The 22,436-nt window shown below is 39.1% G+C and carries 18 protein-coding genes; 14 read left to right on the forward strand and 4 right to left on the reverse strand.

All coding sequences use genetic code 11. The features are described 5' to 3' along the window. Position 1: 1 nt before the first annotated feature. A complete protein-coding gene (locus BM179_RS00080) occupies positions 2–2,395 on the reverse strand; it encodes a TonB-dependent receptor (protein ID WP_092010304.1) in 2,394 nt (797 codons plus the stop codon). A 307-nt stretch (positions 2,396–2,702) separates the two neighbouring features. After that, positions 2,703–3,158, reverse strand: a complete 456-nt coding sequence (locus BM179_RS00085) for a YHS domain-containing (seleno)protein (protein WP_092010306.1) — start codon at positions 3,156–3,158, stop codon at positions 2,703–2,705. A gap of 252 nt (positions 3,159–3,410) precedes the next feature. On the opposite strand from BM179_RS00085, the gene BM179_RS00090 reads away from it, so the two are divergent. From BM179_RS00090 to BM179_RS00130, 9 genes are all read left to right on the forward strand, one after another. After that, complete coding sequence (locus tag BM179_RS00090) at positions 3,411–4,316, forward strand: helix-turn-helix domain-containing protein (RefSeq protein WP_143095102.1); 906 nt, start codon at positions 3,411–3,413, stop codon at positions 4,314–4,316. A 174-nt stretch (positions 4,317–4,490) separates the two neighbouring features. After that, positions 4,491–5,249 carry an SDR family oxidoreductase gene (locus tag BM179_RS00095; RefSeq protein ID WP_092010311.1) on the forward strand — a complete coding sequence of 253 codons (759 nt, stop codon included), beginning with the start codon at positions 4,491–4,493 and terminating at the stop codon, positions 5,247–5,249. A gap of 28 nt (positions 5,250–5,277) precedes the next feature. Further along, on the forward strand, positions 5,278–6,312 hold the full coding sequence (locus tag BM179_RS00100) for an efflux RND transporter periplasmic adaptor subunit (protein ID WP_092010314.1): 1,035 nt from the start codon (positions 5,278–5,280) through the stop codon (positions 6,310–6,312). Positions 6,313–6,410: 98 nt separating this feature from the next. After that, a complete protein-coding gene (locus tag BM179_RS00105) occupies positions 6,411–9,545 on the forward strand; it encodes an efflux RND transporter permease subunit (RefSeq protein WP_177219258.1) in 3,135 nt (1,044 codons plus the stop codon). A 19-nt stretch (positions 9,546–9,564) separates the two neighbouring features. Continuing rightward, positions 9,565–10,857 carry a TolC family protein gene (locus tag BM179_RS00110; RefSeq protein ID WP_177219259.1) on the forward strand — a complete coding sequence of 431 codons (1,293 nt, stop codon included), beginning with the start codon at positions 9,565–9,567 and terminating at the stop codon, positions 10,855–10,857. 143 nt (positions 10,858–11,000) lie between these two features. Next, the gene (locus tag BM179_RS00115) at positions 11,001–11,336 is read left to right on the forward strand and encodes a hypothetical protein (RefSeq protein ID WP_092010320.1); all 336 of its coding nucleotides are present in this window, start codon (positions 11,001–11,003) and stop codon (positions 11,334–11,336) included. Positions 11,337–11,650: 314 nt separating this feature from the next. After that, positions 11,651–12,199, forward strand: coding sequence for a hypothetical protein (locus BM179_RS00120; RefSeq protein ID WP_092010322.1), 549 nt, complete (start codon positions 11,651–11,653; stop codon positions 12,197–12,199). A gap of 177 nt (positions 12,200–12,376) precedes the next feature. Further along, complete coding sequence (locus tag BM179_RS00125; protein WP_092010325.1) at positions 12,377–12,853, forward strand: Dps family protein; 477 nt, start codon at positions 12,377–12,379, stop codon at positions 12,851–12,853. A gap of 321 nt (positions 12,854–13,174) precedes the next feature. Beyond that, positions 13,175–16,483, forward strand: coding sequence for a response regulator (locus BM179_RS00130; protein ID WP_092010328.1), 3,309 nt, complete (start codon positions 13,175–13,177; stop codon positions 16,481–16,483). Positions 16,484–16,516: 33 nt separating this feature from the next. On the opposite strand, the gene BM179_RS00135 is transcribed toward BM179_RS00130, so the two are convergent. Next, a complete protein-coding gene (locus tag BM179_RS00135; RefSeq protein ID WP_092010331.1) occupies positions 16,517–17,143 on the reverse strand; it encodes a sterol desaturase family protein in 627 nt (208 codons plus the stop codon). A 467-nt stretch (positions 17,144–17,610) separates the two neighbouring features. Between BM179_RS00135 and BM179_RS00140 the strand changes: the two genes are divergently transcribed. The 5 genes from BM179_RS00140 (at position 17,611) to BM179_RS00155 (ending at position 20,883) form a co-directional block, all read left to right on the forward strand. Next, a complete protein-coding gene (locus BM179_RS00140) occupies positions 17,611–17,997 on the forward strand; it encodes a VOC family protein (protein ID WP_092010333.1) in 387 nt (128 codons plus the stop codon). 85 nt (positions 17,998–18,082) lie between these two features. After that, a complete protein-coding gene (locus BM179_RS00145; RefSeq protein WP_092010336.1) occupies positions 18,083–18,493 on the forward strand; it encodes a transcriptional regulator in 411 nt (136 codons plus the stop codon). 173 nt (positions 18,494–18,666) lie between these two features. After that, complete coding sequence (locus tag BM179_RS25760) at positions 18,667–19,230, forward strand: MATE family efflux transporter (protein WP_310586902.1); 564 nt, start codon at positions 18,667–18,669, stop codon at positions 19,228–19,230. Beyond that, positions 19,227–20,066, forward strand: coding sequence for an MATE family efflux transporter (locus BM179_RS25765; protein ID WP_310586903.1), 840 nt, complete (start codon positions 19,227–19,229; stop codon positions 20,064–20,066). The genes BM179_RS25760 and BM179_RS25765 overlap by 4 nt, the downstream gene beginning before the upstream one ends. 127 nt (positions 20,067–20,193) lie before the next feature. Beyond that, complete coding sequence (locus tag BM179_RS00155) at positions 20,194–20,883, forward strand: hypothetical protein (RefSeq protein ID WP_092010339.1); 690 nt, start codon at positions 20,194–20,196, stop codon at positions 20,881–20,883. A 159-nt stretch (positions 20,884–21,042) separates the two neighbouring features. Here the strand turns inward: BM179_RS00155 and BM179_RS00160 are convergent, their stop codons facing one another. Continuing rightward, on the reverse strand, positions 21,043–21,999 hold the full coding sequence (locus BM179_RS00160) for a quinone oxidoreductase family protein (RefSeq protein ID WP_092010342.1): 957 nt from the start codon (positions 21,997–21,999) through the stop codon (positions 21,043–21,045). Positions 22,000–22,436: the final 437 nt, after the last annotated feature.

A 22,436-nucleotide genomic window follows, 5' to 3' on the forward strand; every position in this document is an offset into this window, starting at 1 on the left:
TCTATCGAAAAACAAAGTTGTAGGAAAGAGATATGATAGGAGCTGCAAAAATTTGCAGAGCGTATGCCTTTGTTTTACCGTTTTCTGTTCTGAAAAAGACAGAATAGTCATTTTTTCTGGCATAAATATTATAAACGGTAAATGCCCAGTGGCCCTGCCAGCGCTTGTTTTTCAAGGTAGGATTATAAATATTCCAGGAGAAATCAAGTCGGTGATAGTCCGGCATTCTTTCGTTGTTGCGATTGTTGTAGTATGGATAAATGCTTCCTTCGCTTTCAACAAAACCTTCCGGCACTGAAAACGGTCTTCCTGTACTGTAAACAAAAGTAAATCCGAAGCTATTGTGTTTATCCACCTCAATATTCATAGAAGCGTTCAGGCTGTGCGGACGATCATAATTGGCTCTGTACCATTGTCCTCCGTTAATCTGCTGGGTAATAGAACGTCCTTCATTTACCTGATTCATACTTCTTGAAAACGTGTAATTTACCCAGCCTGTCAATTCCCCTTTCTTTTTGGAAATCATGGCTTCTATACCGTAAGACAGATTTTTCCCCTGAAGTAATTGTGTTTCCGGATAGGCCTGAAGCAGAAAATCAGCTCCGGGTTTATAATCAATGATATGATCTGTAGTCCGGTAATACCCTTCCAGTGAAAGTTCATAGATATTATTCCTCAAACTTCTGTAATAACCTAAAGAAATCAGGTTACTGATCTGGGGTTTGATAAACTGATCGCTGGTTTTCCATCTTGAAGTCGGAAGGGGAGTAGCTGTATTGGTAACTACCTGAAGATATTGCCTCATGAGGTTATATCCCAGCTTTATGGAAGAATTTTCGTTAATGGAATACCTGATTCCCAATCTTGGTTCAAATCCTCCGTAAAACTTAATAATATCTCCCGAACCATATCTGACAGAATCGATAACTGAAAACTCATCCCTTTCTTCTCCGGCGGTATAATTTCTTACCAGACCCGGCCCTCTGTTTAAAAAGGCAGAATACCTTAAACCCGCCGAAACCACCAGTTTTTTACTAAGGTTCAGTTCCTCATCCAGAAAAGCAGCCAGTTCCCAGGCTTTTTCGGTAGGAGTAGTAATATAATTTATACTTGTACTGTTTCCGGGAAGAAGCGTGCCGGGCTCAATTCTGTAATCAATGCTGCTAATGCCAAATTCAGTTTTTGAATTTTCAAGCTGATAGTTCAGGCTCGACTTGACTTGCTGCTGATATAAATCCGAACGAAGTTTTACTACATTGTCGGCATTTAATTCAGGAGAGGCAATTGTAGGAGAATAATGCGCATAAATGAACGTCGTTTGTAAATCGAGCCGGCTGTTAATCACTTTCAGCCAGCGAATCATGGCATTACTGGTTTCATGATAATATTGTGTAGAAGTGCCGGAAACATTTGGCAAATTGGCCAGCAGGCTTGTCTGAAAGAAATCCTTGCTGTAATAGCCCATTGCCGAAATCGTATTCTTATCATTGAGTCTCCAGAAAATTTTTGCGGTAAAATCCCCGAATTGCGCTTTAATACCACTGAGCCGATCTGTAACCAATGGCAGCAGAAAATCGTTGAAAGCCCCTCTTCCTGAAAACAATATCCCTAATTTATTTTTAACAACCGGAATATCCGCCACCAGTCTGCTGGCAACAAAGCTGACACCTCCTGAAAGTTTAAATTGTTCCAGATCCGGGTTTCTTGTAGCAATATCCAGGACAGAAACGGCTCTGCCACCATATCGCGCGGGGACATTGCCTTTATAAAGATCAAGTCCGCTGATAGCATCCGGTGAAACTACCGCAAATAAACCAAACATATGAGTCGGATTAAAAATGGGCGTATCGTCCAGCAGAATCAGATTCTGGTCTGTACTGCCCCCACGGATATTGACACCGTTGGCAGCCTCACCCACACTCGTTACACCAGGGAGCATTTGCAGACCCCGGAGAATATCCACTTCACCGAAGGCAGAAGGGAGTTTCCTTAAGGTTTTGATATTGATCTGACTTACTCCCAGAATTGGCTGCCTGACGGTTCTGTCAAAACCTTTCTGAGTGACAACCACTTCCTCCAGTTGACTGGAAGTGGTTTGGAGACCAAACTGAATATTGGCACCATTGCTGCCAACATATACCAGTCTGCGGATGGGTACATAACCAAGATACCTCACCACAACAACATGGTTCCCGATTGGCAATGAAATAGAAAATTTTCCGGAAGAGTCCGTGACAGTACTAGTCAGCAGTTTTCGGTAATCAACCACGATGCTGGCTTTTGCCAGCGGTTCGTGTGTTACCGAATCTTTTACATAACCCTGTAATCTGCCTTCCTGTGAATATGACTTTTCTGAAAAAATAAATAAGACCAGTAACAGTATTATTTTTTTCATGAAAAATCATTGTGATTAACGTGAAGCAAATTCATAATTTTTAAGTTTATGGTTAATGGTTTCCAGTCTCTGAAAAACCGGAAAATAATGCCGGGTTTAAAAAGATAAGATTTGTAAGAATTAATTTAGAAAGAAAAAACGGGATTATTCGGAGATAAGCCTTTTAATGAGGGACTTAAGCAGGAAAATTCAGAGAAATTAACCGAAGTTAATGAAGTATCGGTTTGTGTAAACTATTTCAGGGATGTTCGCAGAGAAAAATGCCCGGAGAGGAGCATTATTTAAACTCCTCTCCGGGCATTTGTAATTAGTTGTTTTTGTGTTCCGGAGTTTTCAGTGTTTCCCAGTTTTTATTGGCTTTTTCAATATTCTCCTTTTGCTTAACATTCCATAGATCCTTCACTTTCATGTTATAATTGAGATAAAGTTTATCATCAACAATAGTAAAAGCCTCCGGGCTTGTCGGCGATTTGTGGCCTTCCGCAGTACCATAAGCACAAAAACCACCAAACTGAGGAACATACTTTTCCGGATTCATTTTAAAAGCATCAAGGTTCTCCTGACTGGAGAATACCCATTTGGCTCCATTAAAATCAGTACTGAATTTCTGATCTCCTTTGACCGGTTTATTTTCTTTAAAATAAGCCACCGGATCATACCCTTTAATGGCTCCATCTGAGGTGACAAATACATCAGTTTTCTGGGCAAAAATGGCCGGAGCAGACAGAAATAAGAAACAGAAGAGGATTAATGTTGTTTTCATTATGTGTTTTTTATTTCAAAAGTAGAAAACCCTTCAGTTTTGAAATGTCTGGTAAACGACCAAAAGCACAATAAAAACGGGTTTTTAACTTCCGCTACACTCCGGGAAAGCGATCTTTTTTGAATTATTTGAAAAATAAAGAAACTAATCCGATTAAAACAGAATTATAATTAAAGTTACCAAAAGAGCATTTGAAGGAAACAGAACCTCTCTCAACGCCAATATTTAATTATTTGCTAAAATAACTACTTTGTGAATACCGATCATTCTATTCAATTCCGAACCATTAGTGATATGGTGACCATCTTTGGTGAAAATTTGAAAACCGAGGGGCTTCATGTCTTTGTAAAGGACGAAATTGTCGAAGAAATTCCTATCACTTATCCGTTCAGATCAGACCATTTTTCGATTATGCTGATTTTGTCGGGAGAAATGACAGTAAAACTGAATCTGATCAATTATACCCTTAAAGCTAATACCATACTGGCTATTCCGCCGAATACAGTCAGACAGTTTGTGGATTGTTCTGAACATATGAATCTGTTTGGAGTAAGTTTTACTTCCGATTATGCCATGAGTTCAGGTATTCATCGGGGGAATATGGATTCATTTGACTTCTTTGCTTCCAAGATTGTACCTACCATAGAGCTTACTGAGGAGGAGTCGGGGGTAATACAGAATGCTTTCAGACTTTTGTATGATAAGAACAGCAATGCAGGGCCAAATCATCCCTATAACGAAGAAATCGTGCTTCATACTTTCTGTATTCTTCTGTTTGAAATCGGGGCGATATTCTTTAAATATACTGCCCATATCAAAACCAAACTTACCCGTAAAGAAGAGCTTTCCGGAAAATTCCTGAAATTATTAAACGATCATTTCAAAGAACAAAGAAGTGTACAGTATTATGCAGAACTGCTGTTTGTGACCCCCAAACATTTATCTCAGAGTATTAAAGATACCATGGGAAAAACAGCAGGAGAAATGATTGATGAAATGGTGATTACTGAGGCCCGGATCCTGTTGTTTAATGCTTCGCTCTCTATTGCACAGGTAGCGGAAATGTTATATTTCAGCGACCAGTTCTTTTTTAGTAAATTCTTCAAAAAAATCACAGGGCAGTCTCCTTCAGAGTTCAGAAAAACCTGCGAGCAGTAATTATCGAATGATATTTGGAGTTGTAATATTCCGTGAAAAAACGCTATTTTTTGACTGTACAATAAATATCGTTCAAAAAATAAACGACATTTAGACATATCTGGAAGCATTTCAGACATTCTTTTAGAACGCCTGCCATGCCAACTTTGCACTGTCAATTTTAAATATCAGTGCATGAAGTCTCAGTTGTTATCCGGAAAAATTACAGTAGTTGTTGGTGGAACATCAGCAATCGGGATGGGTATCGTCAGATCTCTGCTGGAAGAAAATGCCACGGTCATTGTTCCCTCGAACAGTGCGGATGAAATTGCTGTTCTGAAAGATTATTTATCTGTGTTACACACAGGAAAGCTGGTCTCAATTCTGACCGATATATTTGATTACGATAAAGTTACGGATATTGCTGAAGATGTATTTGAGGAGTTTGGGAGAATTGATCTGGTGGTTACAGCTTTTGAAAATAATTTCTGTGACTTACCCCTTACGGAAATTGAAATTACAGACTGGCAAAAAATACTGGATGAAAAAATTACGGCTCACTTTGTAGTTGGTCGGGTTTCTCTGCATCTGATGAAAGAACAGGGTGGAGGCGTTTTTGTGAATGTCTGTGATCTGGATGTTACCCGTTTTAAACCGGACTCTTCTCTTTCGAAAATTGCTGAAGAAGGTCAGGAAAAATTATCAGTTATTTTTTCCCGGGAAGTCAAACCCTACAATATCAGATATTATCACCTGATGGTAAATAATGTTGTCACCAGAAAGAAGTCTTCAGTCCTGCTTGGGAAACAAGGCCGGATCAGTCCGGAAATGATCGGGAATCATATCGTAAAACTTTATCACAAACAAGTAGAGAACCCAGATGACCTTTTTCAACAATTTTTAGGCAGACAATTGTCTTCATCAGAAGGGCAGTTATTACAACAATTACTATAACAATTCATTTTAAATTCAACCTACCAGTATGGCGACTATAGTTAGAACATTTACGCCCGTTTTGGCAATTGCCACCCTGTTTTTAAGCAGTTGCGGCAGTAAAAAAGAACAGATCAGAGAAGAAGAAAAAACAGTAAAAGTTTCGGTTAAGCAAATCACTCCTGCGGGTCAGCCTGAGGCTTTCTCATACAGCGGAACCATTGAAGCGGATAATTCAGTAGCCTTAGGCTTTTCAGTTTCAGGCAGAGTAACGGCTGTAAGCGTACAGGAAGGCCAGCACGTAAGAGCCGGACAATTACTGGCAACACTTGAAACAACAGAATATGAAAATGCACTTTTAGTAGCAAAAGCCAGTTTGGAACAGGCAGAAGACCTTTTCAAAAGATATAATGAGCTGCATTCAAAAGGAAGTTTACCGGAAAGAGATTTTATTTCCGCAAAAGTAAGTCTGGCGCAGGCAGAGGCAAATAAAAGCTCAGCGGTAAAGAGATTGGCTGATACAAAACTGTACGCACCTTTCACCGGAATTATTTCTGCCAAACAAATTGAAAAAGGAGCAAGTGCAGCTCCGGGACTTACCGCATTTACCATCCTGAAAACGGATCAAGTATATGCACAAGCGTCAGTGCCTGAATCAGAAATCGGTAAGCTTTCAATCGGTAAAGATGCCGTCATAAATATTCCTGTTTTAAGCGAAACACTCAGAGGAAAAATCAATATTATTAATCCTCAGGGTGATCAGACGACCAAGACATTTACCGTGAAAGTAAGAATCGGAAACAATGGCGGAAAACTATTGCCTGGTATGATCAGTGATATTAAGATTTCTACGGGAAAAACCGTCGATGCGATTTCTGTTCCGGCTGAATCAGTGGTAAGAGATGCTGACAATATTACTTATGTTTTCATAGTTAATGACCAGAATAAGGCGATTCGTAAAAGAATTGCTACAGGCGGATTATCTGCTGACGGTATTCTGATTACCAATGGTTTGCAGTCAGGAGATAAAGTGGTAGTGGCCGGACAAACCAAAATCAAAGATGGTCAGACTGTAAGCCTGTAAGCCCGCAGAATCTGAGGGATCGATATTGAAAACCGATGAATTTCAACATTTATCGGGAGGAATCCTTTTGAATTAATTTCAACACAATTACTACTGAAATGAAAAAAAGAAAGATAAATATTATTGAAGCGGCGATGAAATACCGCCAGATTACCCTGGTCATAACCCTGATTCTGGTAATAGTCGGTGTCATTGCGCTTCTTACAATGCCTAGAAGTGAAGATCCGAGGATTACGGTTCGCCAAGGTTTGATTTTGGCCGCCTATCCCGGTGCTGATGAGTTGCAAATGGAGAAACAGGTTACCAATAAAGTAGAACAATACCTCTTTAGCTTTGAAGAAATCCGTAAAGCCAAAACCAAGTCTGAAACCAAGGAAGGCTTGATGGTTATTACTGCTGAACTGAATGAAGAAGTAAAAGATCCGAAGAAATTCTGGAGTACATTACAACACGGTTTGAACACCAATATGCGCGGAACCTTACCTTCCGGTGTGCAGGGACCAATCGTAAACAGTGATTTTGGAGATGTAGTAGCACAAATGATTACCATTTCTGCTCCCGGAAGAAGTTTTGCCGAAATTGAGAAATATCTTGATAAACTGGAAGACGGTATTAAAACTATTCCTGAAGTTTCGAAAATTAAAAGATATGGCGGACAGAAACAGCAGATTTACATAATCGTTGAGGATGAAAAGCTCAGGAATTATGGATTTGATTTTTCAACTATTTCCAATGTTTTGCAGGCACAGAATGTCACAAACTCTACAGGAGATATTACCCTTTCTGCCAGCAATATTCCTATTTTTGCCAACAGCCGTTTCCAGAATGAAGCAGCTATCGGAAACCAGATTATTTACAGCAGTCCGGACGGAAAAGTAGTTCGTCTGAAAGATGTTGCCAGGATAGAACGCCGTTATGAGGAACTAAACAGTTTTATCAAAGTAGGCGATAACAGCGTAATGATGCTTACCGTTGAAATGCAGCCTGGTAAAAACATTGTAAACCTGGGAGAAGATCTGGATAAGAAAATTGATGAAGTAAAGAAAACACTCCCTTCGGATGTGAAAGTGGACATTATTGTTAATCAGCCGGAGGTAGTAAAGGAAAGTGTCAGCCACTTCATGGTAGAATTTGCCATAGCTATTGCAGCAGTAATTCTGGTGGTAATGTTATTGCTTCCATTGAGGATTGCAACGATTTCAGCCATTGCCGCTCCGGTTTCCATTGCTGTTACTTTTGGTGTTCTGAACATGATCGGGATTGAGATTCATCAGGTTTCACTTGCGGCCATGATTATTGTATTGGGAATGGTGGTTGATGATGCTATTGTAATCGTAGATAATTACATAGAAAAACTGGATGAAGGCATACCGAGATGGACTGCTGCCTGGCAGGCAGCTACGCAACTGATGGTTCCGGTGTTTACGGCAACTGCGGCAATTATTTTTGCCTTTTTGCCATTGGCTTTTTTCCTTAACGGAATTGCGAAAGAATTTATCCAGGCTTTACCTGTGGCAGTAGCGGTGGCATTATTTGCCTCGTTTCTGGTTGCTTTGCTGCTTACCCCTTATTTGTGTTATGTATTCCTGAAAAAAGGACTGAAACATGAAATCAGCAACAGGCCTCCTAAAAAGAATATGCTGGATTACCTGCAGGAGACTTATAACAAAGCCGTGGAATTTTGTTTCCGCTGGCCTAAACTGACTTTATTGTCAGGTATTTTGTCTGTTGTTCTGGCCATGTTTGTAGCAGCACATAATGAGCAGGAATTATTCCCGACCGCAGAACGGAATCAGTTCAATATTGAAGTCTGGATGCAGAACGGAACAGATGTTACGGAGACAGAAAAAGCAGCCAGAAAGGTAGAAGATGCCATTAAAGGTGATAAAAGAGTTGTTGGTACCGCCAGTTTCATTGGAACAAGTTCCCCTCGTTTTCACTCTAATTATGCACCGGAAACCCCAAGAGAGAATTTCGCTCAGATTTTCATCAATACTACCAGCGCTGAAGCGACGGAGGAGATGGCAAAAGAGTATTTGAAGAAGTTTAACAACTTTTTGCCGAACGGGTATGTGAGAGTACGTCAGCTTTCACTGAAAGAAACTCCGGCTCCTTTGGAAATCAGGGTAATCGGAGAGGATTTAAACGATCAGAAAAGAGTAGCTGAACAAGTAATCCAGATTCTTGAAAAAACCAATGGTACCAACTGGGTCAGAACGGATTATCAGGATGATTATTTTGGAGTGAAAACCAATATCAGGGAGGACGTGGCAAGTCGTCTGGGAATCAGCAATGCTATGATTACTCAAAAGCTGGGCAATGAAATCAAAGGATATCCGGTTTCAACCCTTTGGGAAGGAGACAAACCGGTGGATATGTTGCTAAGACTTGATGTGAAAAACCGGGCAGATTTCAATGAATTACAGAATTTGTATGTAAGCACTAAGTACAATACAAAAGTACCGCTTAAGGAAGTGGTTGATTTACAGCCTTCATGGCATACGGGTGTAATTGCGCATAGAAATGGATTGAGAACCCTGACCGTTCGCTCGGAAGCGCAGCTGGATGTAAAAGCCACAACTATTCTGGAAAAAGTAAAACCACAGATTGAAAAACTGAAATTGCCTGAAGGAATCACAATCGGTTATGGCGGTGAGGATGAATCTGCCAGAGAAACCCAGCCTGCTATGGGTAAATCCCTGATGATTAGTTTGGTATTGATCTTCCTTACACTGCTGTTCCAGTTTAAAAATGTAGGAAAAGTCTTGATTGTATTGTCAACATTCCCATTGAGTTTACTGGGTGGAATGCTGGGCTTATATCTGACCGGAAATCCTTTTGGTTTTACCGCTTTTATGGGAGTTATCAGTTTGATGGGAATTGTAGTGCGTAATGGTATTATCCTGGTTGATTATGCAGATGAGTTGATTCTTGAACATGGTTATGGTATTAAAGCTGCGGCATTGGCTTCCGCTAAAAGAAGAATGCGCCCGATTTTCCTTACTTCTTCTGCGGCAGCGATCGGTGTGGTACCGATGATTGTCGGAAAATCTCCGCTATGGGCTCCTTTGGGAAGTGTATTGGCAGTAGGACTGATTGTTTCTATGGTAATGACCTTGTTTGTGGTGCCGGTTCTTTACTACAAATTCATCAAACCGGAAAAGCCAGCGCAGGAAGAATTACAGCAACCGGACAACGACGAACATATTCAATACAAACCTTCACATGCGTAGGTTAATAATTTTAAGAACGATGATAATTTCAATAAAAAAGCACATTCCTTCTGCCTTGCTTTTAGTAATCGGCCTGTTTGCACAAACAGCAGATGCCCAGCAAATTTTGACATTGGAACAATGCCGTCAATTGGCATTGGAGCGCAATAACAATATAAAACTTGCCCAGCAAAATATTAATGTAGCTAAATCTCAAAAAGCACAGGCTGATCTGGGAGGAAAGTTTACCATTGATGGTTCTGCAACGGCATTCCATTTCGGGAAACCACTTAACAGAGTATTACCGTCCTACGGAGTAAGTCCGAGTGTAAGTATCAATCAGCCGGTCTATTCAGGTGGAAAAACGGATCTGGCCAAAGCTTCTGCATTGAAAGGAGTTGAAATACAGGAAGAACAGAAAGAGCTGACTACCTCAGAAGTACTTTATAATACAGAAAGAGCCTATTGGCAGGTAGTTTCGGCCGGAGAGAGAATCAAATTGGCAGAGCAGAACCAAAAACAATTAAATGCTTTGTTTGAAGACCTGAACAATCAGTTTACTGCCGGAATTACCTACAAAAATGATGTATTACGCTCAAAAGTTCAGCAAAATGCCAATGAACTGAATCTTACCAAAGCAAAAGATGCGGAATTACTGGCTAAATTAAATCTTGCACAGATCATAGGTTTGGCAGAAGGCAGCAATTTTTCGGTTTCTGATAGCATTTCAGGTTCTTTCAATGTTCTGAAACCCCGGCTTGCTTTTGAGGAAGTTCCGGATTTTCGTTCCGAAGTCAGAATCCTTCAAAAAAGTCTGGAAACTGAGAAAATACAGGAGAAAGTATTGAAAGCTGATTTTAAACCTTCTGTCAATTTCAGTCTGAGCGGACTTTCAGCTTTCGGAGATGCAGGAATTAACCCAAGTAGTGCCGGAAACAACTTCATGGCTTCATATTATACCATGCTAAGTCTGAATATCCCGATTTTTGACTGGGGAAAACGTAAGCAGAAGGTACAGCAGCAGCAATTCAGAATATCAGCACAGGAAATCCAGCTGAAGGAAAGAAAAGAACAAATTTCTCTGGAAGTACAACAGGCCTATATGCAGTTGAATCAGAGTGCCAGAAGAATTGAGTTGTCAGGGGTTTCACTGGAGCAGGCAGATGAAAACCTTCGCCTGAGCAAAGACCGTTTGAAATCGGGAACCATTGTCGGGAAAGATGTGCTGGAAGCGCAGACACTTTGGTTGCAGGCTTATAATGATGTAATTGATGCCAAAGTAGAGTACAAAATCAATGAAGCAAACCTGAAAAGAGTATTGGGAAATAAGTAGTACAGCAGATGAGGTCAGGGGCGAAGTTTACAGCTTTGTCTGCTGCCTCATATGTTTTAAAAGTCCGTGAATAACATATTATTACCGGAGTCATTATGGTTCCGGTTAGTATTTTAAGGTACAAACGATTTTAACCGATTGTTATGGAAACACAAAAAATGGAATTCGCAGGTATGCTGAAAGATTATCAGTTATGGCTTCAAAAGCTTCAGTCAGATGCTGAACTCTTTAAAAATTACAGGGAAAATACATTTGTTAATGCAATCAGACCGGCTTTGTCTGAACAATTGAAAACAATTGAGCAGGAAACACAGCAGCTAATCAGACTTTTTGCCAGGGTTATTTTAAAAGCCGGGTCGCACAATCTTAAAATTACCACTCAGCTTTTGTCAGTACACACGCAAATCCGATCAGTATTCTGCTTTCATTATCAGCATGTGGAAGAACTTCTCTCAGAAATGGAGGAGGTTCTGATCTGAGGTTCAGTCGGAGAAATGTTCAGATTTGAAAAGATCAGGGCATTTTCTACCCAGCCACTTCTCCCCAAACGGCCTGAACCGTTCCACTAATGAGATTCAGAACGGTATATTTTAATATGTTTTCATTCAGGCATAAGACACACTTCTTCCCGGTCAGGGAACAATTATTTTCATCATTGAAAATAATTGTTCCGCTGCTTCATCAATCTCATATTTCCTGAAATACTGATTACATCCCGGCACGGCACTTTTGTACTCCTCAGAAGTGCCTTTTCAAAATTGTCTGAAGGAAGATTTTTGAAAGAATAGTTAACATGGATCAAGTAAACGGAGAAATATCGGTTTATTTGAGATTTTTATTGGTTAACTGTCAGACAATCAGATATATTTGTTGTTCGATAGACCTAAATGAAAATCAAATGTGTTTAAATGATGGCGCTGAAGCTGAAGAAAAAGATCTGGTAGTTTTATCCTTTTTGAATCAGAAATCTAAACTTGCATTTTACGAAAACAATAATGAAACCTGGATTACAGATACAGCCGGTTTAGTAGAAAGGTATATAGGAAAAGAAACCGCATGCTATAATCTTATCAAAAATTTCTCTTTTTCTATTCAACCGGAAAACCCTCAATTTGTAGATGAAGTATACCTGAAAGGTATTGTTGACCGCCAAAATCAGGCTAGTCATATGATTGATATTTTCATAGATTTTATCGGGCAAAACGGGATATTGAAAACTGATTCAGAACAGAGAACTTTATCGCCGGAAAAGGCATCCCCTCAAAAACACTGGCCGTTTATTCTGATTTTAATGATCGCCATCTTTAGTTTATGTATCTGGATCGGGTTTACTTACAGCTGATATATTAAAATGTATTATCAGATTATTCTGCTTCCGTCAAACTTTTTAATAAGGGGTTAATGTTTAAAATCTAAAGTAGCTATATTTTTGTCAGAATCATTCCGGCTTTTATACATATTTGTATCTGTTATAAATCCGGAAATAGTACAATTAACGTAAATTAAAAAGTTATAAACCATGTCAACTAAAAATCAAATCGGATTAGACCCTGCGCAGTCTAAGCAATTGGCTGAAAAATTAAATGTTCTGTTAGCGAATTATCAATTATTCTATATCAATGCAAGAGGTTTTCACTGGAATATTGCCGGAGATAAATTCTTTGAATTACACCTTAAATTTGAAGAGATTTATAATGATGCCTTATTGAAAATTGATGAAATTGCTGAAAGAATCCTTACATTAGGTTATACTCCGATTCACGCTTATTCAGATTATATCAATGTAGCCTCTATCAAAGAAGCAACCAATGTTTCAGATGGTAAAGTGGCCCTTGGTAAAGTATTGGAAGGCTTGCAGGCTTTGCTGATTCTTGAAAGAGAACTATTGGAACTCTCTGCGGAAGCAAACGATGAAGGAACGAATGCTCTGATGAGTGATTATATCAGATTACAGGAAAAATCGGTCTGGATGTATTCTGCCTTCCTGAGAAACTAACTCTTATTTAAGGTCAGTACGGAACATATACCTGAAAAGGTCTCTGAAACATTGTTTTCAGAGACCTTTTTTATTTTGTCAAATTAAATTTCAGGCTTAAGTTTGAGGTTAAGTGTTTGATATTCTGCACAAAACACTTGTTGCAGGGCATTCATCACTATTGTCAGATAATATGTAATGGTACAAAATTTGTTGTTATCTATTTATTTTCACAATTTTAGGGTTAAAGCACATGAACTGATTAATCCCAAACTTGTCATGCAGATTACAAATCAGAAGTGTAATCTTAATAAAATGCAATAATTTAATCATGCAGGTTGTATGAAACTTTTTGAAGAGGAAGTTTCAGGTTTAACGAAAAATGACCCTGAAAATATTCCAAATGGTACGGATCCCTTTAATACCTGCTGCCACAAAACAATCGAATTAACCCACACGAAATCAGAATTTTATTCTGTAGTTTTTCTATATGCCTGTATACCTGTGAAAAGGGGATTTCTTTCAGCCATATTTTTAAGTTTTATTTTTATAGGTTCTTCCTTCGGAATGTCTCCATCCAATGGAGTACTGGATTTACGTCAGCATGATTTTGAGAAAAATCCATCTCTGGCAATAGATGAAAACTGGGCTTTTTACTGGCAGAAACTCATAAGCCCGGATCAGCTTTCCAAAGCACCGGCTCCTGATTTTTATACAATACTAAGCAAAACCTGGAATGAACAAAAAGTACTTAAAATTCCTTTCAAAGCTTTTGGTTGTGCCAGTTATGCGCTCAAAGTATATGTAGATCATAAGAAAAATCCTATTCTTGCCTTTTCTTTTCCGGCCGTTTATTCCAGTTATAATTTTTGGATTAACGGAGAACTGATTGCTAAAAACGGAACTGTTGCCGCCAGCAGCCAGGACTATCAGCCTCATTGGCTGCCTGTGATAAAGGTCTATGCACCCAAGTCCGACACCCTGCAAATGCTGATGCAGATTGCCAATTTCGACCATTTTAAAGGAGGAATTGCCAAACAGATTATGATGGGGAAAACAGAAACCCTGCTTGAGAGCAGAGAGCTTGAGGTAGCATCAGATTTATTGCTTACCGGGGTTTTACTCATGGGAGCACTCTTATTTTTTGCACTCTATCTCATGGGCGAGCGGGACAGAGAACTTTTGTTTTTTGCCCTTTTTTGCCTGGTTTTTATATACAGAATTCTCGGAGTAGATAACATTTATTATATTCACCATCTTTTCCCTGACCTGAATTGGCATCTTACCATTCATCTGGAATATTTTGCAACCTTTTTCGGGATATTTATTTTTACCCTGTTTTTGCGTGAACTGTATCCCGATGAAACAAAAGACTTTTTTCTCAAAGCAATTACCGGGGCGAGTTTGTTTTATATCGTACTGCTAATTTTTACACCTGCCTTTATATTTACGTATGCGGCGGCCTTTTTCTATCTTGTAGTACTGGTATTTATCGGATACAATTTTTACATTACCATTTATGCCTACATTAATAAAAGGCAGGGGGCATTGTATGCTTTGTTAAGTTCGATAGCACTTGGAATAGCGATTTCTCTGACAATTCTGGGATATTTTGAGTTTCTGGAATATACCCCGCTCTATTTCTTTTTTGGGTATCTTGGTTTTATATTCTTCCAGAACCTGATACTTTCCTATCGTTTTGCCTATTCACTCAGACATGCCAAAGAGCAGGCTGAACAGGGAGGAAGAGCTAAATCAGAATTTCTGGCTAATATGAGTCATGAAATCAGAACACCGCTCAATGGTGTAATAGGTTTTACTGACCTGTTAATGAAGACTCCACTGAATGAAACCCAGCTGAAATATACCTCAACTGTTTATCAGTCTGCTAATTCCCTGTTAAGTATTATCAACGATATTCTTGATTTTTCAAAGATTGAAGCCGGAAAGCTGGAATTGTCTGTTGAAAAAACGGATTTACAGGAGCTGGGGACACAAGTGGTAAATATCATTTCTTTCCAGGCGGAAGAAAAATACCTGGAAGTAATATTGAATATCCCTCCGGATGCTCCCAGGTTCATCTGGGTTGATCCGGTAAGGCTGCGGCAGATTCTGGTTAATTTACTGGGAAATGCTGTCAAATTTACCCATCAGGGAGAAATAGAACTGAAGGTAGAATTGCTGGAGAAATCAGTTAACGGAGAAACAGGGTTCAGATTTTCTGTAAGAGATACCGGTGTAGGGATAGATGAAGCCAATCAGCAGAAAATATTCAACGCTTTTTCTCAGGAAGACGCTTCTACTACAAGGAAATTCGGAGGTACAGGTCTTGGGCTTAGCATTTCTAATAAATTGCTGGAGTTGATGAACAGCAAGCTGAAATTACAAAGCCGGAAAGAAGAAGGAAGTACTTTTTATTTCGAATTATCTCTGGAAACAGATGAAGACGACCAGCCTGTGCTGGAAAATTATGAAAATATACGGAAAGTATTGATTGTAGATGATAATGCGGTAAATCGAAATATTCTGAAAGATATGCTGTCCATTAAAAATATTGCTTCAGAGCAGGTCAATAACGGGATGGAAGCCCTTCAGAAATTGAGTACCGGAGAACAGTTTGATCTGATTCTGATGGATTACCATATGCCATATATGGACGGACTGGAAACTGTCAGGAAAATACGGGAACAGACAGAATTAAAAGAGCAGCCTTTAATCATGTTGCTGCATAGTTCTTCGGTAGATCAGAAAATAAGCGACGCCTGCAAAACACTTGATATTCGCCAACGATTGATTAAGCCATTTAATATCAATCAGTTGTATGGAGCTATCGCTACTTTGCCTATTGAAAATATTGAAAAAGTCAGGGTAAAAACGGCAAAAGAAACGAAGACAGAAGCTGCTCCATCCCTGAAGGAAATCAGTATTCTGATTGTCGAAGATAATCCGGTTAATATGCTGCTGGCCCGCACTATTTTAAGAAGTCTTTTCCCTCAATCCCGTATCCTGGAAGCTGAGAACGGAAAACTTGGCGTAGAAGTATTTTTGCGGGAACCTCTGGACATTATTTTTATGGATGTACAAATGCCGGTTATGGGAGGATATGAAGCTACTAAAGAAATCAGAGCTGCAGAGAAGGAAGGACATGTACCGATTATTGCTCTGACAGCCGGGACAGTGAAAGGTGAAAGAGAAAAATGCCTGGAAGCAGGAATGGATGAATACCTGACAAAACCCGTTGTAAAGGAAACTATTGCGAAAACCATGTCTAAATGGCTTCCGGTTCAGGTAGCAGGTGTGAATGAAGAATCCCCGGAAAATAAACCGGATGTGAAGGTACATTTTGATAAAAATGAATTCAGTAAAAGAATAGACTTTGATGAAGCGTTGATGGGAGAACTATTGTTTCTGGCCAGGGCTTCTCTGGAAGCATTTTCTCCGAATCTTCAAAAACTGATTGAAAACCGGGATTTAAAAGGAATCAGAGCATTAGCTCACAGATTGAAAGGAACTTCTCTTAGTGCCTGTTTTAACCTTTTGGTTGAGAAAGCCGGAAGACTGGAAGCCTTCACGACTTTCGATGAACAGAAAATTCAGGCCATAGCTACAGAAATAGAAGAAGAAATTACGTATTTGAAGACCCTGATTTAAGGCAGGGGAGTTATGGTTTTTGAGATAAGAAACTTATAAATTTTCTGCAATCTTAGATTTTGGAATGGTATCCATTGTGCCAAAAACATGATCCCACAAAGGAGAGGAGACCCCGAAAACTTTGGCATCTTTATAATGGTGAACAGCATGATTAATCCACAGATGTTTGAAAAAGTTTTTAGGAGGAGGATAGGCATGTACTGCATAATGTACAAGCAGATAAGCTGCATATCCCCAGATAAAGCCCGGAAAGAAGGCATAAGCTGCTTCTCCCATCAGAAAAAAACAAACAGCAAAAAGACTTGCAGCCAGAATGATAGCTAAAACAGGAGGCATGGCCAGTCTGGTTTTGTCTCTTGGGTATTCATGATGAACCCCATGTGCAATATATTGAAATTTAGCACGGGCTTCTGTGCTGGGTTCAATATGATAAACACTGCGATGAACCCAATATTCTACGAAAGTAAAAGTTATTAACCCCGTTGCAAAAAGTAATCCGATGAACAAATGGCTTAGTTCGCTGTATGAAAAAGCATACCAGCCTAATACCGCACCAATCAGAAAAAACATACTCACAGGTACAGAAATATGGGTTCGGGAAAGCTTTTCAAGAATCGGATTTTCAAATAACTGTTTGGTGCCACTATTTTTAGGTCTCATAAAGGGGATCTGATAAGATTGAGATGAATAATAAAGACAGGGAAATGCCCTGCCTGATAAGCAAATTATCCGCAAAATTATTTAAATCCCGGCTGGAGATATGGTGTTTTCTCAGTGTTTAATGGTAGTTTTTATGTGAACTGATAAAGGAATACCGGAAGAATCAGCATTTTCTTCTCAACACATTCAGCATTCTTATCACAAAATCTCTGGCGTAATATGCCCTTGAGATTGTCGTATTCACCCCCTTTGAAATTGACTTCAGACTACTAATTTTATCATCGGATAAACAGGGATGCTGCATGATTTTTGATAGAAAAATACTTGTTTCAAGGCTGACTGACATCGTCTGATTATCAGAACAGAATAAGGTTAATGTTAAGTTATTTTATAGTTTCATTAACAGTAGAAAAAAGATTAATTTAATACCATCTGTTATATAACTTAATTTTTGAATCAATAAGATTATGGGAAATCTGCAACATCCGACTTTAGGAAATGGCAAAATATGCTATCTTGAAATACCCGCTGTTGATGTGAATCAATCTGCGTCATTTTATCAATCTGTTTTCGGTTGGGAAATCCGAAATCGTGGTGACGGATCAATTGCTTTTGATGATGGGGTAGGAGAAGTAAGCGGAACCTGGGTAACCGGAAGAAATCCTTCAGTGGAAGTAGGTTTACTCATTCACATTATGGTTCGGAATGCTGTTTCCACCCTTGAATTGATTCTGGCACATGGGGGAAAAGTAGTACAGGAAATCGGGAGGGATTTTCCGGAAATTACAGCAAGATTCAGTGATCCGGCAGGAAACATTATGGGGATTTATCAGGATCAGAGTCTGGGTAACTAGAATGTTGAACACTGTTTTAAGATGGGATGCCGGGCCTTTCATGCCAAAGTCATCAGGAAATAAACTTTAAATATTGAATTATCAAATGGAGAAAATTATCTTTGACAAAGACATAAGTGTCTTTTGCGTAACAGCAAGCTCTTTTCCGGACGGAATTCTTGCTGCTCATCAGAAATTACATTCATTGATTCCTTTTTCAATGGAAAGAAAGTACCTGGGCTTGTCGCGACTTAATGAGCAGGGTGAGATTATCTATAAGGCAGCGGCCGGGGAAAGTCATGAAGGAGAAGGGCAAGCCTTAGGATGTGAAACCATCATTCTTAAGAGTGGTGTGTATCTGAGTTTGCTTATTACAGATTTTATGAAGGATATTCCTGCGATAGGTAATGCATTTCAGGAGTTGTTAGCCCAGCCTGATCTGGATCCTGAAGGTTATTGTGTGGAATGGTATATAAACGATAAAGATGTGAAGTGTATGATTAGAACCACTGCATAAATCGGTACTTTAATTCGTCTGGATTTTAATGTTCTTAACTTCATCAATAAACAAAATTATCAGAATGAATAGCAGATTTAGCAGGTGTTAAAATAGGGCAGAAATGTCAGGAAATAAAAGAAAGAACTTAAAAGTAATACCACAGTGTGAAAATTAAACCTGTGGGCAGACAAATGGAACCAACTCAAAAAAAAGGTACGATCTCAACCATCATTAATGTGATCAGATTATCGCTCAATGGAGAAGAGCAGGATTATACACAAGGGAGTATCCGGAAGGCTGTATTTTTATTGGCTATTCCTATGATACTGGAACTGAGTCTGGAAAGTGTATTTGCTGTAGTGGATATGTTTTTTGTAAGTAAACTCGGACAAAATGCAATTGCTACGGTGGGCCTGACAGAATCAGTAATTACAATTGTTTACTCCATCGCAATAGGATTGAGTACTGCCGCAACGGCTATTGTTGCCAGAAGAATCGGTGAAAAGGATCCGGAGGCTGCCTCACATGCAGGAGCGCAATCGCTCATGCTTGCGATGATTGCTACCATTATCCTGAGCCTGACCGGAATGCTCTTCGCCTCAGAAATTCTGGCACTGATGGGCGCAAGTCCTGAAGTAGTAAGAGACGGAGCCATTTTCACCCGGATTATGCTGGGAGGTAGCGTGGCTATTATTCTTCTGTTCCTGATTAATGGTATTTTCAGAGGAGAGCGGGTAATGCAGCTATGGCTATGAAAAGCTTATGGATTGCCAGCATTATGAACATTATTCTTTGCCCTGTTTTTATTCATCTCTTCGGTTTAAAGGGAGCCGCAATTGCTACGGTAATAGGGCGCAGTGCAGGGGTTTTGTATCAATGCTACCATTTATTTAAAGGAAGCGGTATTCTGAAATTCAAAGCTATCCATTTTAAATATGACAGCAGTCTTATTACCTCAATTATTAAGATTGCCTGGCCGGCTACTTTTCAGTTTGTCATAGCAAGCGGCAGCTGGATTGTTTTAGCCAGATTAGTTGCAGAAACAGGTGGCACTACTGCCTCAGCAGGTTATCAGATTGCCATTCGTAATGTGGTATTTTTTATTCTTCCAGCCTGGGGATTGAGCAATGCTGCGGCTACGCTGGTTGGACAAAATCTTGGCGCAAAAGAAATCCAAAGAGCAGAGCAAAGTGTTTTACTTACAGCTAAATACAACGCTATCTTTATGAGTTTTGTAATGATTTTGTTTGTTTTCTGTGCATCGCCTATTATCAGATTCTTTACTGAGGATGAGGGAATTGTAGCTTATGGTACCAAAGCGTTACAGATTATCGGGGCAGGATATATTTTTTATGGCATTGGAATGGTTATGACTCAGGCACTGAATGGCGCCGGTGATACCCGTACACCGACAATTATAAATTTCATAGGATTCTGGTTATTTCAGATACCTTTTGCATGGTTTTTATCAAAGCAGACTGAGCTTGCTTCTACAGGAGCTTTTATTGCTATTCCGGTGGCAGAAACCCTCATCGCTCTGATTGCTTTATATTTCTTCAAAAAAGGTAAATGGAAAGAAGTAAAAGTATAAGCTATTTTACTGGATTGAATAGGTAAAACATAATTATGCTCTGTCGTGTACAGAGCATTTTTTTTTGCTATTGCAACCAAAGAGAAAACAGAGCCGTCTTTAAAGTTGAATAAACCATATTTATCAAATGAAGAACTGTACAATTATTACTCTTTTTACCCTGTTAATTGCCGCTGCGGGATGCCAGAAGGAAGAATCTTTCGATAAATCTGAACCGATTGTTGAACCTAGATTCTATAGGATAATAGAAAGAGATACGATTATTTCCGGAAATTATCTGGGAATGGGGATTAATGAAGAAGCCGGGAAAGTGTATGCAGTCATACAATCTCTTCAACAGACCAAAGGTGTTTCGTATTTGAATGTAGTCAGCAATAATTCTTCTGATATTACCGCTTTGCGTGACCGGATTTCTTTATATGACTATATTTTATTAGACCAGAATGAAGGTACTGATTCCGGTGTGCAGATTACTCTTGCCTCAGGAAAGATTAAAAATATCTATCTGAACAGCGGGAAAGAACTCAGTCAATGGCCGGAAAAACTGGCTGGTAAATCTGCCGTTCGTGTAGCCGATTCCGCAACGGAGTTGTATGAAAAACTGGTTAATATCAGCAGACTGGAGCCTTATAATATTAAGTTTCAGCGTATCTCCTTATTAACCAAAAATCTTAACACATCTTTTGATCCGGTTATGTCTCAGTCGCCACAATGGTATTTTGCCTATACTACCGGACCTGATTCTCTGGAAGTGGTGAAGATGTTTATTAAGAATGATAAATTAGATCATATTGAGATCGAGCGTCTCACAAACTGAAATATCAGGTTAAGGAAGGGGACTTGCTCAGGTTTATGTTACATCCCAATACATTACCTGTGTTTAGTCCCCATTCCTCTGAATACCTTTATTCATACGAATAGAAATAAATCAGAAAAGTACCTAAATGGGCTGTTTAGTTGCTTTTTGCAAAATTACTCAGGGAATCAATAATATTTTTCCGGTACTTTTTCTGCTTTCTAAATATTGATGCGCGGCAGCTCCGTCACTTAGTGCAAATGTTTTACTGACATTAATTGTGACTATATTTTTTGAGATCCAGTCAAACAATACTGAAGACCTTTTTAGCCTTTCTTCCCTTGAAGTCAGGTAGCTCCATAAGTCTCCTCCTGTGAGTGTCTGGGAGTTATCCATAAGCATACGGGGGTCTATAAGCGGAGGATTTCCTCCGGAAAAGCCATAAAAAACAACGGTCCCGCTTACTTTTGTTACCTCAAAGCTGTCCATCAAAGTAGAGCCGATACTTTCAAAAACAACATCAACTTTTGATTGTTCTTTAAGGTGTTTTTTCCAGTCATCTGTATATAACAATGCTTCATCTGCCCCTGTATTCAGTACCGTTTGCCGTTTTTCTTCAGAAGAGGTGAGACCTATTACTTTAGCACCTGAATGTTTGCATAGCTGAACCAGTAACTGTCCGACACCCCCGGCGGCGGCATGAATCAGTGCCGTATCTCCGGACTTTACAGTATAACTGTCGCTGATAAGATATTGAGCCGTTAAGCCTTGCAGGAGAGATGCTGCTGCCATTTCAAAAGAAATATGATCTGGAAGCGGAATAGCCTTTTCATACGGAACTGCTACAAATTCCGCATTGGCTAAAGGTACATCGGCAAAACCGATTCTGTCTCCGATCTGTATATCTGTGATATTACGACCAACCCTGACAACTTCACCCGCTCCTTCATAACCGGCAATGAAAGGCGTTTTTCCGGTAAGGTGATAATTTCCTTTTCTTCTGTAAATATCCGCGAAGTTCAGGCCGATTGCTTTGTTTTTTATCAGGAGTTCATTCTCTCCGATAACAGGTTCGGGAACCTCTCCGTAATATAAAACTTCAGGCCCTCCGAAGGAGTTAAAACATAGTGCTTTCAATGCTGATGGTTCTTTAAGTTTGTGATTATTTTATGCTCAAAGATAAGCATTAGATTAGTGGAAATGTCTGATAAAGGAACATTGCAGATAAAGAAAACGGAAATGTTTGTATCGCTTAAATACGATCTATGGCTGATTTATCCGGAATATTTCGATAGTAATTGTAATATTTAGTAAAGTAATACTATATTTTATGATATTATTTTGATAATATTTATGTAGAAAAAGCTATTTCATTTAATTAAAATGCTAATTGGTTCATTAATTATGAAAGTGGTAAAATATTGCCGAAGTGATTGTTGGATAATTGTGTATGTTTGTAAAGTAGATTTATAATACAAAGATGGATTTACAGCTTTTAAATAAAGAGTTCTACGCTTATATATATATTTAATTTCAATTAATGAATCGGTTGTTATCGGAATTTTGTGTCTTGA

Source organism: Pseudarcicella hirudinis, from assembly GCF_900115665.1.
Lineage (GTDB): Bacteria > Bacteroidota > Bacteroidia > Cytophagales > Spirosomataceae > Pseudarcicella > Pseudarcicella hirudinis.